The organism is Oceanobacillus alkalisoli, from assembly GCF_021556485.1.
GTDB classification, from domain to species: Bacteria; Bacillota; Bacilli; order Bacillales; family Amphibacillaceae; genus Oceanobacillus; species Oceanobacillus alkalisoli.
On record NZ_JAKGBW010000007.1, the window covers coordinates 135,201 to 152,100 of the forward strand.

Genomic DNA, 16,900 nt, shown 5'->3' on the forward strand with positions numbered 1-16,900 from the left:
TGAGCACACTGCTCTTTCATGAAAAGTAAGTTTTCACAAAAATATTTTTACTGAGGTGGGCATATGAGACAAACAACTGCTCAAGCATTAGTACGATTTCTAAATCAGCAATATGTTAATGCTGATGGGAAAGAACATAAGCTGTTTAAAGGGATATTTACAATTTTTGGGCACGGAAATGTCCTTGGTATCGGTCAGGCATTAGAAGAGAATCCAGGGGACTTGGAAGTGTATCAAGGACGAAATGAACAAGGAATGGCCCATGCAGCTACAGCATTTGCGAAACAAAATCACCGGAAACAACTGATTGCTTGCACGTCTTCTGTAGGTCCGGGCTCTGCTAATATGATAACGGCAGCGGCGACCGCTACAGCCAATAATATCCCATTACTGCTTCTGCCAGGAGATACCTTCGCAACGCGTCAGCCGGATCCGGTACTGCAACAGGTTGAACAGCCTTGGGATGCGAGCTTGACGACGAATGATACATTCCGTGCGGTCAGTAAGTATTGGGACAGGGTCAATCGTCCGGAACAGTTGATGAGTGCGCTGCTTAACGCAATGCGTGTGTTAACAGATGAGGCGAATACAGGAGCTGTAACTGTTGCACTTCCCCAAGATGTGCAAGGAGAAGCGTATGATTTTCCAGAGTCGTTCTTTAAAAAACGCGTTTACCATCTGAATCGCAGAAAACCGCAAAGCTATGAACTGGAACAAGCAGTTGCATTGATGAAAGCGAAAAAGAAACCACTGATCATTTCTGGCGGTGGCGTACGCTATTCGGAAGCAGCCGAAACACTCGGGGCATTTGCAGAGAAATTCCAGATTCCGTTTGCGGAAACACAAGCAGGAAAGAGTGCACTTCCAAGTACACATGAATTTAATCTTGGTGGAATTGGTGTTACTGGTAATAGTGCGGCAAACTCGATTGCTAAAGAAGCGGATCTAATTATTGGTATCGGCACGCGCTTCACTGACTTTACAACCGCATCGAAACGATTGTTTGATCATGAAGATGTGGAATTTTTAACGATAAATATTTCTGATTTTGATGCTGCAAAACTTGATGCCGTTCAGATAATCGCGGATGCAAAAGCAGGAATAGAGACGCTTGAATCTGAACTTGAAGCGATTGGATACAAATCTTTTTATGACGGAGAAATTGCTGCTGCCCGAAAGGCTTGGCAAGATGAACTAAACCGTTTATATGAGACGAATTTCCATGCTAGTGATTTTAAGCCCGAGATAGACGATGGCCTAATAGAACAGTTAGCTGCATATGAAAAAGCATTAGATACAAGCCTCACACAGACTGCTGTCTTAGGAAGGGTTAACCAATTGCTTGATGAGGATGCCATTGTTGTCGGTGCGGCAGGAAGCCTTCCAGGTGATATGCAGCGAATGTGGGTTAGTAAGCAGCCAAACACCTATCATATGGAGTACGGGTATTCTTGTATGGGATATGAAATATCTGGTGCCTTAGGTGTGAAAATGGCGGAACCGGATAAAGAAGTATATGCGATGGTTGGAGACGGGAGCTTTATGATGCTTCATTCCGAGCTGATTACAAGCCTTCAGGAAGGCAAAAAGATTAACGTCATTTTATTTGATAACTCTGGATTCGGCTGTATCAATAATTTACAGATGGAGAACGGAATGGGAAGCTTCTCAACTGAATTCCGTGCGAATAATGATAAATCAGGTAATATCTTGACGACAGACTTTGCGAAAGTAGTCGAAGGTTATGGCGTTAAGACATATCGTGTCAGGACTTTCGAAGAACTGGAACAAGCAATTGAAGACTCGAAGAAGCAGACCATTTCCACACTGATAGATATTAAAGTCCTTCCGAAAACAATGACTGACGGCTATGGTGGCTGGTGGAACGTGGGTATTGCGGAAGTATCAGAGAAAGAGTCAATCCAAGCTGCTCACAAGAACCGTCTGGATCAATTGGATAAAGCGCGAAAATATTAATAGAAGTTAAAGCGAAGGGCATATCCATGATGGATCCCTTCGTTTTTCATAAATGTGCAATATAGAAATAGATTTGATAAAATTGAAGTAAATAAAAGCTTGAAATGAGGCTGCAATATGAAAGTAACGATTTATGATGTTGCAAAAGAAGCCGGTGTTTCCATTGCTACGGTTTCAAAAGTAATTAATAATACGGGAAATATGCGCGAATCGACTCGTAAACGGGTGCTGGAGACAATGAAAGAGATGAATTATACGCCGAGTATTATGGCTTCTGCTCTCACGGGAAAAAGCACGCAAACATTAGGTCTTCTCGTGCCTGATATATCGAACCCGTTTTTTGCTGAAATGGCAAAAACAATTGAAGATCGGGCGCATGAAGAAGGATTGAGCGTGATCATTTGCAGTACGGATGCGAATCCGGAGAAAGAACGTAAATATTTGGAAGTACTGCAGCAAAAGCAAGCTGATGGAATTCTTATTGCCTCGAAATTTCAAGATGACACGTTGCTCGATGATTTGATTGAACGAAATGTACCGCTTGTCATGTTGACGATTGATGATCCGACAATGAATGTATCAAAAGTATCAATCGATGACTTTAAAGGTGGTTTTATTGCAACAAATCATCTGCTGAATCAGGGGCATGAGAATATCGTCATGATAGCGGAACATGCATATAGTAGTCGCATGCGGGTGTATGGTTATCGGGAAGCGCATGAACTAATGAGCAGGAAAGTGCAGGAAGATAATATTATGTATGCTGAGGCAACGATTGAAGGTGGAAAGCATTGTTTTGAAGAAATTTTCAAAAGAAACGATGCAAAACTTCCGTCTGCAATATTTGCTTGTAACGACTTGCTTGCTATTGGAATTATCCATGCTGCAAAGGAGTATGGGATAAGCATACCTGAAGATTTATCTGTCATTGGATTTGATAATACCATTTTAGCAACCACAAGTGTACCGGCTCTAACTTCGGTCTCCCAACCAGTAGAGGACATGGGGAAAATGAGCGTCGATTTATTACTGAAAGAAATTAAGGCAGGCGGCCAATTGAAGGATAGGCAACTATTTAATCCTGAATTAATCATTAGAGGAACGACACAAGCAGTGAAGAAATCATCAAAGGCATGAAGAAGTTTTTGAAAAGGTACGATAGGGATGAGGGGGATTCAGGATATGGCTTTCGTATCGATGAAAGAAATGCTGAAAACGGCCAAAGAGAATGGTTATGCTGTTGGCCAGTTCAATTTGAACACATTATTATGGGCAAGACCGGTTCTTGAAGCTGCCGAGGAATTAAAGGCACCGGTTATCGTTGCCTCGTCTGAGCGATTAGTCGATTATTTGGGCGGTTTCCGCATCATTGCTTCGACTGTGAAGATGTTTATCAAAGAATTGGGGATTACGGTACCCGTCGCCTTACACCTCGATCATGGAATCGAGGTTGAACGGTGTAAAGCGGCAATTGATGCCGGATATTCATCTGTCATGATTGATGGCTCGCATTATTCAATTGAAGAGAATATCCGGATGACAAAAGAAGTTGTTGAATATGCGCAGCTGCATGGTGTATCTGTAGAAGCTGAAGTCGGGACGGTTGGTGGTACGGAAGATGGACTGACTGGAGGCATTCAATATGCCGATCCCGAACATTGTGAGCGAATTGTTGAAGAGACAGGGATTGATGCACTGGCAGCAGCGCTTGGTTCTGTTCATGGTCCGTATCAGGGTGAACCGAAATTAGGTTTTGCAGAAATGAAAGAGATTTCGGAACTCATCGATATTCCACTGGTATTGCATGGTGGAACAGGAATTCCTCGGGAACAGATTCGTAAAGCAATTCATTACGGCCATGCAAAAATAAATGTGAACACAGAAACTGCTCAAGCCTGGACGCAAACCGTAAGAGAAATTGTAACAGCGGATCAGGATATTTATGAAGTAAGGAAAATCCTTGATCCAGCCCATGGAGCAATTAAACAGACGGTTAAATCTAAAATTAAAGAATTTGGTTTTAAATAAAACTTGGACCTCTCCTATATATGAATAGAGAGGTTTTTTTACTCGATAGAATTTGAACTTAGTACTTGATACAGTTATGTATAGTTAGACTGCTAACGATAAAAGAATGGGGGAGTGAATTGCGGTAGAACTACAAATTGGAGATATTATTCGTTTTTACTGTACATTCACGAAAGAAGATGTCGCAATGTTTACTACAGTTAATGAATTTCATAATACGTATTTAATGCTTCACCATCACCATATGTAGTTGAGTTGGTTCGTTCCCAACTACATATGGTAATGGAAAAGCCGACTTTGGTAATTATGAAATTCATTCCAGTATCTAAAGATGAAGGAAAGCATCATACAACCCCAGATGAACTTGGAAGATTAGTTGTTCAAGGACTGCTGACTGCCACATTACCGACGAAGGTTGGGGGAGATTATAATGTGTTAGCTCGTACGATGAAATTTGAATTCTTCAGACCCGTTTTCACTGGAGATACAATCAGTTGTACGGTAACAATCAAGGAAGTAGAAGAGAAAAAGAATAATCGATTCTCTATCATCGCGACGTTTACATGCAGAAATAAACATGAAAAGAAGTGCTAAGCGGATACTTCGCAGGAGTCATCTTGACGGATTGACTTATTTGACGCCTACCCGGGTTGTTGGTACGCTAAGAATGGAAGCTGGATACATTATGATTACGTATAGAATAGGGGAGAATCGTTTTGAATAAGGAAGTCAAGTTCCCAATTGGTGAATTAGAAGTGCCGGAAAAGGTAACATTAGAAAATGTTCAAGAATGGTTAAAGCAAATAGAGTCATATACGGCTCGATTAAGAGAAACCGTCGACTCGTTGAATGATGAGGAATTAAGCAAAACGTATCGGGATGGTAGCTGGAACGTTCGTCAGCTCGTACACCATATTGCAGACTCTCAGTTGAACATGTTTCAACGGTTAAAACTCGCTTTGACAGATGATAATCCAACCGTACCAAACTTCATTCAAGATGAATGGGCAGTTCAACCCGATACAGAACTACCTGTAGAACCTTCTATTAAATTATTGGAAGGTATCAATGAGCGAATTGTCGTTTTAGGTAATAGCTTAACCGAAGAACAATTAGAGCGAACCTTTACGCACGAAATTAACGGTAAAATAACGGTAGCAACAAAGGTGGCTAAATTAGCTTGGCATGAAGAACATCATTTAGCTCATATTAAACTTGCATTAGCAAAATAATATAGTTAGGTTAAATCAAAAAAGATATGTCTCTCAAAGGGAAGGCGTATCTTTTTTGTATTCATCTAGAATAAAAAATTCGACCTTGAATTACGTTGCATGTAATATTACAATGAAATGGAAATTTACAATAACTGTTAACAAACAAAAAGCTGTAAAATGTGCGGATGTATTAGAAAGTTGCTAGGGGGAATATGGTTCTGAATATTACATTGGTTGTCCTGCTATCCTACTGTATGGGAAGTTTGATTGGCGCTTATTATATAACGAAATGGATGACTGGGCAAGATATTAGAAGACTAGGAAGCGGTAATGCGGGAGCAAGAAATGCAGGGAGAGAACTAGGTAAGAAAGGGTTTTTATATACCGTCTTTATTGATGTTGCCAAGGTTATGATTGCGCTCTCTTTAACTAGTCTTCTTTTTCCGGAAAATAAAATAATGCTATTGGTAAGTGCATTTTTTCTATTAGTTGGACACATTTGGCCGGTCCACCTTGGAGGGCGAGGCGGAAAAGGGGTTGTCGTTTATTTAGCATCGACGTTATTCTTAGTTCCAATGGCTATCGTTGTCTTAGGAATAATCGCTGGAATTGGCTATTTACTTATACGAAACTTTACGGTTTCCGGGCTGATTGCGATGCTATCGATTCCCGTAACAGCATGGATCATGGGAGAATACTGTATTGGAAACGGTCTATTCATCTTATTAATTATTGTTTTTATCCCCCATCTTAGAACAAAGGCGGAAGCGTCCGTTTAGCAACGTACAAACTGTGCCTCCCTGGATGGGAGGTAGTTCGATGTTGACCCAGGATGGGGTGAACTTAATCGAACTTCCATTCTTCTCTTTGAGATAAAGGAAACTCAGGCGACGGACGATAGTGAGTTGATGTTGACTTTCACCACAAGGGTATAAGTGCGACTAAGCCTCACAAAGACCAAACGGCTAAGTCTTTATCGATTGGAAGAGTGTGAAGTTTGGCACTGCGCACTGCTCGACCCACTAAAAGATCTGCTAGTTGCTGGGCGCTGGAGGCCAGACATGGCTAGCCCTAGATACTAAGTTATCTACAACATTTTTATTTTATAGTTTGCTATGCGAATGAATTTCATAATTACCAAAGTCGGCTTTTCCATTACCATATGTAGTTGTTAACGAACTAACTCAACTACATATGGTGATGGTGAAGCATTAAATACGTATTATGAAATTCATTAATGCAACAAGAAAATAATCTTTTCTACTCGTTAGAGGAGGCAAAAAAATGGAACCACATACTTTAACATATAAGATAGCATCAGATCCAGACGAAATGGATCAGATTTATCAATTAAATTATGAAACATTTGTAGAAGAAATTCCACAGCATGAGCAAAATCAGAGTCAGCGATTAATTGATAAATTTGATGAGGAAAATATCTATTTCATTGCTAAGGATGGAGAAGAAGTTATCGGGATGATTACCGTACGGGCAAATCGTCCATTTTCCCTTGACCAGAAGTTAGCTGATTTAGATGAATATTTGCCGAATGACGCGAACCCTTGTGAGGTGCGGTTGCTTTCCGTAAAAAGAAGTTACCGAAAGAGTCGGGTATTTTATCAATTGGTTAAACTTCTTGTACGTTATTGTTTGGAGAAGGATTATAATATGGCTTTGATTTCAGGTACGGATCGTCAAACCAGGTTATATAAAAGGATTGGTTTTGAACCCTTTGGTCCAATGGTCGGAACAAGGGAAGCGATGTTTCAACCAATGTACTTAACACAAGAAAGATTTGAAACGTCATCCAAAGCCTTTCGTAAAATGATGATGGGGAAGACCCAAAAACAGTTAAACTTTTTGCCTGGGCCAGTGGCAATAAAGAGGGAAGTAGAACAGGCATTTTTTAATCCGCCTATCTCTCATCGTTCCAGTGACTTTATAGAAAATATCAAAGTAGTACGTGAAAGACTTTGCGGACTTGTGAATGCTGAACATGCGCAAATTGTTGTTGGTACTGGAACATTAGCAAATGATCTAGTAGCTGCTCAACTAAAAAAACTTCCAGGAAAAGGCCTTATACTAGCTAATGGGGAATTTGGATATCGGTTAATCGATCATGCAGAACGGATGAATTTACCGCACGAAAAGGTAGAAAAGGAATGGAATGAAAAAATAACGATAGAAGAAATCGAATTCATTCTGGAATCACATCCTGATGTCAACTGGCTATGGACGGTACATTGCGAGACATCGACAGGCTATCTTTACGATTTGGATCGTTTGAAAGAATTAACAAATAAGCATCAGGTAAAATTATGTGTAGATGCTTGCAGTTCGGTTGGGATTGTACCAATTGATTTAATGGATACCTATCTTGCCAGTACAGTAAGTGGAAAAGGACTTGGTTCTTATCCGGGATTAGCGATTGTTTTCCACCAGGAGGAAATAGGGCCTAGTAAGGAAATACCGAGATATTTGGATCTAGGTCAATACGCTAAAATGGACAGTGTTCCATATACGCATTCCTCTAATCTCATTGCTGCTTTAAAGGAAGCAGCAAAAAGGCTTGATATGAACAAAAAAACTGTAATGGCAAATGCAATTAAAAGAATGCTGGCAGATGCTGATATATCCTTTTTGGGGGATAAACATTATTCTCCCGGCATCCTAACCATTCCACTTCCTCATTCCGTTTCTTCAAAAGAAATTGGAGATGAATTAAAAGCGAAAGGAATTATCATTAGTTACGAGAGTGACTACCTGCTAGAACGAAACTGGATTCAATTTGCATTCATGGGGGACGTAACACTAGCGGAGTTTGAGACTGCATGTATTGCTCTTGAAGCCATTTTAAAACACAGGATGAAGAAGGTTTAATATGAGAAACCTTTACAAACTATTTGAAAAGCTAACGGGTATACAACTAACTTTATTAGTTGCGAGTATTCTTTGGGGAAAGACGGTAATCGTCTCCTTCGTCGGTTTTAATCTTAGCAATCATTCCATTTTTGATAGTTTTTTAATTTTGACAGGTTCCATTGGCTCTCTTTTACTCGCGATGGGTTTCAGTTTTTATTTTGGACAAAAGGTAAATAAATTTATTTTGTTCGGACTATTATTAGTAGGTACAGGAGTGCTTTACGGGGATCTGCTGTATTATCGATTTTATAATGATTTTGTTACATTACCGGTTCTTTTTCAGTTCGATAATGTTGGTGGTTTGAGTGCCAGTACGTTAGAACTGATGAGCTGGTGGGATATTTTATTATTCGTTGATTTATTTATAATTGGTTCGTTCCTATTTAGAAAGAAATCTGATATAACCGTACCGAAACAGAGAAAAAGAAAGTATGTGATGGTCAGTACTTCTTTTATTATGATAACTATTTGTTTCGCTCTAATAAAATCGGTACATATTTTTTCCGAGTCTTATGACCGGGAACAGATGGTTAAATCAATCGGTTTATTAAATTACCATTTATATGATATAGCGTTAAGCATTAAAGCACCCTTACAACCGCTTATTGTTACAGAAGCAGATGCTGATGTACTTGAAGATTACACGCAACCAAAAAGTTCGGAACGAATGGATTTATTCGGAGTAGCGGAAGGGAGAAATATTATCCTCATAACCTTGGAATCTATGCAAAACTTTGTGATTGATCATAAAGTGAACGGAGAAGAAGTTACGCCATTTCTAAATGAATTAATTAAAGATAGCTTTTATTTCCCTCAAATTTATGACCAAACAGCACAGGGAAAGACATCTGATGCAGAATTGATGATTGATACGAGTCTTTATCCATTGGCAAGTGGATCTGTTTTTGTAAGAAAACCTGAAAATACTTTTAATAGTCTGCCGCATCTGTTAAAAGAAAACAAGGATTATTATTCAGCAGTTTTTCATGGAAATGATCGAACGTTTTGGAATCGTGATGTCATGTATGAATCCCTTGGATACGATAAATTTTACTCTAAAGAGGATTATACGGTGACAGAGGCAACTTCTATTAACTATGGAATAAAAGATATACCGTTCTTTAAGCAATCGATTCCTTATTTAGAGGATCTACCCAAACCGTATTATGCCAAATTGATTACCTTGACGAATCACTTTCCTTTCTTGTTGGATGAGGAGGATATTTTTATCGATGAAGCAGACACAGGGGAAGATGTCGTGAATCGCTATATTACGACAGCTCGTTATTTGGATCAATCGATTGAACTGTTTTTTGATAAATTAAAGGAAGCAGGTATGTACGAAAATGCAGTGTTTGTTCTAGTAGGTGATCACTATGGCATTTCTGAAAAATATGAAAAAGGTTTAAGTGAATTATTAGATGAGGAAATAAATATAGCGAATCATATGAAACAGCAACAAGTTCCTTTAATCATCCATATACCTGGTCAAGCGGGAGAAACGATTACGGCACAAGGAGGGATAATCGATATACGTCCAACACTTCTCCATCTATTAGGAATTAGTGCTGATCATCATTATTCATTTGGGCATAATCTATTCACAAGGGATCGTAGCCATCCGGTTATTTTTCGAGATGGAAGTTTTTTGTCAGAGGATTATATTTATAAAAATAATATTTGTTACCGCAAAGAAGATGGAGAGGTTGTAAATACGAAGAATTGTGAAGTGTATGCGGATGTGGCAAGACAAGAGTTGTCTTTATCCGATCATATTATCTTTGGGGATTTGTTACGGTTCACATATGATTAATGATGTATTAAGTTGCAATGCAAAGAAAAACCCCCTGAAATAGTGATTTCAAGGGGGTTGATACTTTTAATTTGATAAGATAGATATTAACGAGAGTAGAACTCAACGATAAGAGATTCGTTAATCTCTGCTGGAAGTTCAGAACGCTCTGGGTAACGAGTGTATGAACCTTCTACGTTGTCTGCGTTGAAAGTTGTGTACTCTGGTACGAAGCTGTTCACTTCGATTGCTTCTTTCACGATGTCAAGCTCTCTTGAACGCTCGCGTAAGCCGATTGTTTGACCAGGAGTAACCGTATAAGATGGAATATCTACACGACGGCCATCAACTAGAACGTGACCATGGTTTACAAGCTGACGAGCTTGTTTGCGTGTACGAGCAAGACCTAAACGGTAAACAAGGTTATCAAGACGAGATTCAAGTAAGATCATGAAGTTCTCACCATGGATCCCTTTCATTTTACCTGCTTTGTTGAATAGGTTACGGAATTGACGCTCGTTTAATCCGTACATATAACGTAATTTTTGCTTCTCTTGAAGCTGAAGACCATATTCAGATAGCTTTTTTCTTTGGTTCGGACCATGTTGTCCAGGAGCGTAAGGGCGCTTATCTAATTCCTTACCTGTTCCAGTTAATGAAATGCCAAAACGACGTGATTTCTTCCATACAGGACCTGTATAGCGTGCCATAGACATTTCCTCCTTTGATTTTATTTTTGCATAAAAATAAATCACCACGTCAACCACACTGGCTAGTTTGTTTTCTTGTACCATCGCTCCAGCAGCAGAGAGTTACACGATACGCCCTTATATCTGTATAAGGAACAAACTAGTTGCAATGCATTGAACGCAAAGGCTACCTTAAATTTACACAAAGTATATTATATTATTTAATAGTGAAAAAGTCAATGAAAAATATAATTTTTTTAAGAATAACGAACTTTCATCGTCAATTAATTCAAAAGACCTACTTCAAGGTGATGTTATTGTAAAATTTGACTGTCATACATAGGAAAACAGAACTATTCCGTGTATAATACAGTTGAAAGGCAGCATTACATCTTAATGAAATAAATATAGGTGATATAAATGAAAGAAAATCACGAATTACAGCTTCTATACTATGATATTATTACGGATATGCTCAAACAGGAAAGATTGGATAATGAGCTTATAGAAAAAATGCTCCGAAGACTAAGCGAATACCTCGAAACGGATTATCTTGCACTTTACCTTCACTTTGAAACGACTAATTCTTTGCGGTTACTTGCTTCTGTTTCTCATTTGAAGCAGTATGAGCCAGAGGAGTTTATTTCAAATAAGGACCTCATTGCAGATCATTTCTTCAAAGGGAAGAAGCCGGAATACGTTCGCTTTATTCCGATACAACTGGAAAAGTCTTCCGTATTATTTCTTCTCTATGATAAGCCTGTATCCCTCACGGAACAAGTCCTCCTTCAATTACGGGAAGAAACTGAAAAAGCTTTTTCCATCGTTGAGCGCATATGGAACAAGATGCTTCAACAAAAATATAATACACTATTACTCGATACAAGTATGAAAATGTTAATGGCACATGATAAAAGCGAAGTCTTACATCAGATGGTCGAGGCTTTGGAAAGTGTCTATCAAGATTATTCATTCCATCTTATTTTAACACTGGAATATGGAGCGACTTCAACTCTGCCAATTAAAATATTAAAATACTCAGACACATTGCCGATGCCAGTTAGCACCGAAGTATTTATGACAGGAAAGTTTCAAATAGAAGTGGAGTCAGAGCAAGGGATAAAAACCGTCTATGCACCAATTGCGGGAGAACAAAGTGTGTATGGTGTGCTTGAACTCATCGTGCCGATCACTGATTATTTTCCATTACAGGAACAGCAGTTTATCGAGGAGTTTGCATTTTTATCCGGGAAAGCATTGGAAAAAACGATGCTGTATGAGGACTCTCTTAGTCAGGTTTCCGAGCTTACTTTATTAAATAATACGATCCATGATTTAAATGCTGCGTTGAAATTAGAGGAGTTAACGGAGCTAATTCGGAAGCAAATTATGAAAATAACGGGCGCTACAGAAGTTGGTTTTATTTATTTTGATGAAAAGTCAGACAAAGACTTCGATATCTTAACCGGCAGTACCGCTTTATTTCAAGGAATTCAAGGTCAGCAATTGGCAAATGAATATAAAGTTAAAATTATGAAGACAAGAGAAGCGATTTTTACCGGTAATGCAACGGAATTAGAAAAATACGGCTATCAATCGGTTATGGTAATTCCGATGGTTTATTCTGGATTAAGTATGGGTTTTGCAATTGTTTTACATAAAAACGCTTATTATTTCGGTTTTGAGAATTTTAAGCTGATTGTGTCGTTGATGCAAGATTCTGCTTTAGCCATTTCGAATACGATTTTAAAAGAAAGATTGCAAACAACCGTTATTACGGATTACCTGACTCAAGTTTATACACGGCGTTATTTAGAAGAGACAATCAACGATCACGAAGAGAATGGGGCAACTGGGGTACTGCTGCTTTTTGACATTGATAACTTTAAGTCAGTGAATGATACATATGGTCATCATGTCGGCGATAGAGTATTGAAACAAACTGCATCAGTAATGGAAAAAGCAATTGGTAACGACGGGGTTGTAGCAAGATGGGGCGGGGAGGAGTTTGCTGTATACTTGCCGGAACTAGCATTAAGAGATGCTCAGCGATCTGCTGGTAAAATTCGAGAGCAAATCCCTTTAGGAACCGACCCTTCTATTACGGTTTCTTGTGGTATTTCCAGTTGGTATAGGGGGGAGCATGTCACGCAGGAAAGCTTATTCAAACGAGCAGATCAAGCTTTATACCAAGCAAAATCAAAAGGGAAAAATCGCATACTCACACTTTGATCCACTCTCTGCTGAAGACACAAATGTTTTGGTTTATTCACAAAAAAACAAGCAGCTTCCAATAAAGCTGCTCGTTTTTTTGCCTATAAATACGTTATTAGTGCTTCGACATATTTTTCCAGATAGTGTTGATCGGTTTCATCGAAGCGATTTTTGATTGGGCTATCGATATCTAAAACACCATAAATTTCACCGTTCCGTATAATAGGTACAACGATTTCGGAATTACTTGCAGCATCGCAAGCAATATGCCCAGGGAATGCATGGACGTCTGGAACGAGTTGGGTTTCCTTATCTTTAATTGCTGTGCCACAAACACCTTTTCCATATGGTATTCGTATACAAGCCGGTAATCCTTGGAATGGGCCGAGGACTAGTTCATCATTTTTCCAAAGATAGAATCCGACCCAGTTTACTTGATCAAGAAACTGGTTCAATAAGCTTGACGCATTAGCAAGTAAAGCAGTCTCGTCTTTTTCCCCCTCTGAAAGTGCATGCAATTGCTTAATTAATAATTCATATGCTTCGGTTCGTTCTGTTGAATAACTGAGTTGTTGAAACATCATATTCCTCCTCATTTTTCGTTATACTAAATGCCTGATTGAATAGACTTGAGCTTTCTGCTTCGTTTCCAGTAAGATAGAGATATATGTTTTTTCGGCGCAGTTCGACATGCGTAAAATTTCTGTCGAACGAAAGTTACAGGATTTCAAGCAAATTTGTCGTAATGGATAGGTAAGGAGCTGATTATAGTGAAGAAAAATCTGTCCAAACAAAAAGTAATCCATGCTGCTTCCTCTTTATTTTTCCAAAAAGGTTTCCACGGCACGTCCGTTCGGGACATCGCTCAAAGGGCCAAAGTGAATGTATCTTCCGTTAGTTATTATTTTAACGGGAAACAAGGTCTGCTCGAATATGCCGTAACTAAATATTATGAAGAATACTTGGAAACAATAGAAGCCATTTTGAAAGCAACAGAGAATTGGTCTGCGATTGATCGGCTAAACGAATTGATTTTCACAATTATACAATACAAGCAATCAAAACTTCAATTGACTTGTTTCATTCAGCGCGAACTAACTCTTGATTCGATATTTGTCCGTGAAATGACCATCACCTATCTTGCTAAAGAGAATTTTCATATCCGTACGGCGTTTTTCAATGTGTTAGCAGGAAAGAAACTGCCTGGGGATGAAAGGGATTATTTACTCATGCAGCTAAAGGGGATGTTGATTACACCATATATTTTACATAACGAATGGAAAGATAGGGTGATTGGTGATTACTCGCATGAGGTTTTTGTGAAAAAATATGTGGCAACTATCCAAAATTGGCTGAAATTTATTGTCGAAAATGAAGATGTTTCCGACAAATTTCAGGGAAAGTAATAAAAATTAGACAAAATTTTCTTTTTCTTAGCCAAAGTAACTGATTACATGCTATATTAATACTATATCATAACAGATTTGAATGAAATGTAATTTAAATACATGTTAGAGGTTGTTCAAAAAGTCCGGTAAAAATGAGACTTCGAACTTCTGTGTAGGCTCGCCTTTCCGCTCCTCATGTACCCATCGATGTACATTCCGGTGCGAGGAGCTTTCGCCGCCTGGAATTTCGACGCACAGGACGTGTTAGTGTCAGCGTTGCAACAGGACGTTGCGTACTTAGCCGCCCTCTGTCCTTTTTATCATCCTTTTTGAACACATACTGTTAATTGTATAAATCCTCTTGTTGAAATGGGGCTAGGAGGTACGCTATGGAAATATTCATTGGAATTATTTTGGCAATCATTGTATTAATCGTCATCGGTTTAATATTACGGAAGCGCGTGTACGACCAAGTAGATCGTCTGGAAGCGTGGAAGTTGGATATAATGGGGAGAAACGTAGCCGGTGAACTTAGTAAAATTAAAAATCTCACCCTATCTGGTGAAACACAAGTGAAATTTGAAGCGTGGAAGGAACGCTGGGACTATATCGTAAGTAAAGAGCTTGCTGATATTGAAGAGCATTTACTTGATGCAGAGGATGCAGCAGATAAGTTTCGGATTTCTAAAGCGAAGAAAGTATTGAAGGAGACAGAGGGTATTCTTCAATCGATTGAAGGAAGTATCGATAGTATCTTATCTGAGCTTGAGGAATTACTCGAATCCGAAAAATCGAGCAGAATGGAAGTAGAAGAGGTAGAACCGGCAATTAGAGAGCTGCGCAGGCAAATATCGCAAAATCGTTACCAGTATGCGAAAGCAGATCGTTATTTCGATGAACAGCTTGATAAGCTGGAAGAAGAGTTAGAGAACTACCATGAAGAAAGTGCTGCTGGAAATTATATGGAAGCCAAAAAAATTGTTGATGAGTTGAAGGACGAGCTAGAGGAACTGGATGAGAAGGTTCATGCTTTCCCTGAAGTTTATAAGAAAGCGAAACATGAACTCTCTACTCAACTGGATCAACTGCTTTCCGGAATGAAAGAAATGAAGGAAGGTGGCTTTTATATCGAGCACCTTGATTTTGAAAACGAAGTTCGTACATATCAGGAAAGAATTACGGATGTAATGACTTTGCTTGAGGAAGGTAATTTAGAGGAAGGCAAGAAGAATCTGGATGAAATGGAAGAAAGAATTACCGAAATGTATGAGTTGCTCGAAGAAGAAGCATTAGCGAAGAATTATCTGGATCAAAATGTCCCACCCTACAAAGAAGCGGTAACTGCATTACATACATCCTTTATCGAAACAAAGGAAGAAGTTGAGGAGTTAAGGAAGGCTTATTATGTAAAAGATGAAGAGCTGGAAAAGTTCCTTGCAGTTGATAGAAAAGCTCAAGCATTGAACAATGAATTGACGGAAGTACTTGCGAGCTTTGAAGAAAATGACGCTGCGCATAGTGAGTTACGCAGAAGAGTTGAAATCAGCCTGGAACAAATCGATGACTTGAAAGAAAAGCATGATACGTTTAAAGAAGCAATTCAAACATTAAGAAAAGATGAATTGCTTGCAAAAGATAAATTGTCTGAGATGCATCATCAAATTAAAGAGTTGCATCGTCGCTTGCGTAAAAGCAATATCCCTGGAGTACCGACCTTTATATGGACAAGTCTGGAAGAGACACAGCAAAGAAATAAAAAAGTATTAGAAGCGCTTGACCAGCACCCATTGGACACAGGGGCCGTTCACCGGTCATTGCTAGAGGCAGAAAATGCGATTGAACAAGCTGAGGAACAAATCGATATGATGCTTGACCAGGCATACTTAACGGAACGAGTCATTCAATATGCCAACCGCTACCGAAGTAAAAATCCATTACTTGCCGCTGAACTTGTGGAAGCAGAACGATTATTCCGATCGTATGAATATGAACTATCTTTAGAAAAAGCTGCAAAAGCAATTGAACAAGTCGAACCAGGTGCCTTAAAACGCATCGAAGAAACCCAACTTGTCATGAATGATTAATTACAAAGCAGGCTGTATAAAAAGGTTTTCCTTTTATACAGCCTTTCATTATGTGAAAAAGTCCCCTGCTATGCTTCATAGACCACGTACATGTCCCCATCTTGAACCTGAAAGAACTGCTCATCGTTTTCATTCAGCGTAAGTGCCCGAAACTCACTTCTGGAGGTCCGGCAAGCCTCCTCGCGCTATCGCGCTGCGGGGTCTCGCAGGCCTATCCTCCCGCAGGAGTCTCGAGGTGTTTGGACTGCTACCAGGAAAAACCTAATTTGGAACATTATTTATTATTCCAAAGATATGATTTTATCGTGACAAGACACTGGAATAAATGCTATTAATAATAATTATCTCAACCAGTTCAGTTGCCCGGTGGACGGTGACTCCTGCGGGAACAGCACGAGCCTTGAGACCCCACAGGGCGGTAGCCCGAGGAGCTCTAGCAGTGCCTAAGGATGCGCATCCGTCCACTGGGAACTGAACGGCGGTTAGAGAGCGAACCATGAGAACGTGCAAGACACTTACGCTGAATGAAAGTAAATAGCTGCTATAAGTAGAATGAACTCCGGGGATTCTATAAAATCAGTAAAGGTATCCC

Annotated in this window: 12 protein-coding genes and 1 pseudogene; 11 read left to right on the forward strand and 2 right to left on the reverse strand. The window is 39.3% G+C overall.

The window, feature by feature from the left end; translation table 11 throughout:
* Nucleotides 1-63: 63 nt before the first annotated feature.
* The 8 genes and pseudogenes from iolD (at nt 64) to LZD48_RS09225 (ending at nt 9,954) form a co-directional block, all read left to right on the forward strand.
* Nucleotides 64-1,977: a 3D-(3,5/4)-trihydroxycyclohexane-1,2-dione acylhydrolase (decyclizing) gene (gene iolD, locus LZD48_RS09190; protein WP_235762434.1), complete on the forward strand. Its 1,914-nt coding sequence runs from the start codon at nt 64-66 to the stop codon at nt 1,975-1,977.
* A gap of 117 nt (nt 1,978-2,094) precedes the next feature.
* Nucleotides 2,095-3,114 carry a LacI family DNA-binding transcriptional regulator gene (locus LZD48_RS09195; protein WP_235762435.1) on the forward strand — a complete coding sequence of 340 codons (1,020 nt, stop codon included), beginning with the start codon at nt 2,095-2,097 and terminating at the stop codon, nt 3,112-3,114.
* A 45-nt stretch (nt 3,115-3,159) separates the two neighbouring features.
* A complete protein-coding gene (fba, locus tag LZD48_RS09200) occupies nt 3,160-4,005 on the forward strand; it encodes a class II fructose-1,6-bisphosphate aldolase (RefSeq protein ID WP_235762436.1) in 846 nt (281 codons plus the stop codon).
* Nucleotides 4,006-4,281: 276 nt separating this feature from the next.
* Nucleotides 4,282-4,634 (forward strand): annotated as a pseudogene (locus tag LZD48_RS09205) (FAS1-like dehydratase domain-containing protein).
* Nucleotides 4,635-4,721: 87 nt separating this feature from the next.
* Complete coding sequence (locus tag LZD48_RS09210) at nt 4,722-5,237, forward strand: YfiT family bacillithiol transferase (protein ID WP_235762437.1); 516 nt, start codon at nt 4,722-4,724, stop codon at nt 5,235-5,237.
* Nucleotides 5,238-5,431: 194 nt separating this feature from the next.
* A complete protein-coding gene (locus tag LZD48_RS09215; protein ID WP_235762438.1) occupies nt 5,432-5,998 on the forward strand; it encodes a glycerol-3-phosphate acyltransferase in 567 nt (188 codons plus the stop codon).
* 505 nt (nt 5,999-6,503) lie between these two features.
* Complete coding sequence (locus tag LZD48_RS09220; RefSeq protein ID WP_235762439.1) at nt 6,504-8,099, forward strand: aminotransferase class V-fold PLP-dependent enzyme; 1,596 nt, start codon at nt 6,504-6,506, stop codon at nt 8,097-8,099.
* 1 nt (nt 8,100) lies between these two features.
* Nucleotides 8,101-9,954 (forward strand): LTA synthase family protein, encoded by a 1,854-nt coding sequence (locus LZD48_RS09225; RefSeq protein WP_235762440.1) that lies wholly within the window; start codon nt 8,101-8,103, stop codon nt 9,952-9,954.
* Between the two features lie 86 nt (nt 9,955-10,040).
* On the opposite strand, the gene rpsD is transcribed toward LZD48_RS09225, so the two are convergent.
* A complete protein-coding gene (rpsD, locus tag LZD48_RS09230) occupies nt 10,041-10,643 on the reverse strand; it encodes a 30S ribosomal protein S4 (RefSeq protein WP_235762441.1) in 603 nt (200 codons plus the stop codon).
* Between the two features lie 399 nt (nt 10,644-11,042).
* Between rpsD and LZD48_RS09235 the strand changes: the two genes are divergently transcribed.
* Nucleotides 11,043-12,854 carry a sensor domain-containing diguanylate cyclase gene (locus tag LZD48_RS09235; protein ID WP_235762442.1) on the forward strand — a complete coding sequence of 604 codons (1,812 nt, stop codon included), beginning with the start codon at nt 11,043-11,045 and terminating at the stop codon, nt 12,852-12,854.
* Nucleotides 12,855-12,937: 83 nt separating this feature from the next.
* Here LZD48_RS09235 and LZD48_RS09240 read toward each other — a convergent pair whose 3' ends face one another.
* Nucleotides 12,938-13,417 carry a free L-methionine (R)-S-oxide reductase MsrC gene (locus LZD48_RS09240; protein ID WP_235762443.1) on the reverse strand — a complete coding sequence of 160 codons (480 nt, stop codon included), beginning with the start codon at nt 13,415-13,417 and terminating at the stop codon, nt 12,938-12,940.
* A 189-nt stretch (nt 13,418-13,606) separates the two neighbouring features.
* Between LZD48_RS09240 and refZ the strand changes: the two genes are divergently transcribed.
* Nucleotides 13,607-14,242: a forespore capture DNA-binding protein RefZ gene (refZ, locus tag LZD48_RS09245; RefSeq protein ID WP_235762444.1), complete on the forward strand. Its 636-nt coding sequence runs from the start codon at nt 13,607-13,609 to the stop codon at nt 14,240-14,242.
* 371 nt (nt 14,243-14,613) lie between these two features.
* The gene (gene ezrA / locus LZD48_RS09250; protein ID WP_235762445.1) at nt 14,614-16,308 is read left to right on the forward strand and encodes a septation ring formation regulator EzrA; all 1,695 of its coding nucleotides are present in this window, start codon (nt 14,614-14,616) and stop codon (nt 16,306-16,308) included.
* Nucleotides 16,309-16,900: the final 592 nt, after the last annotated feature.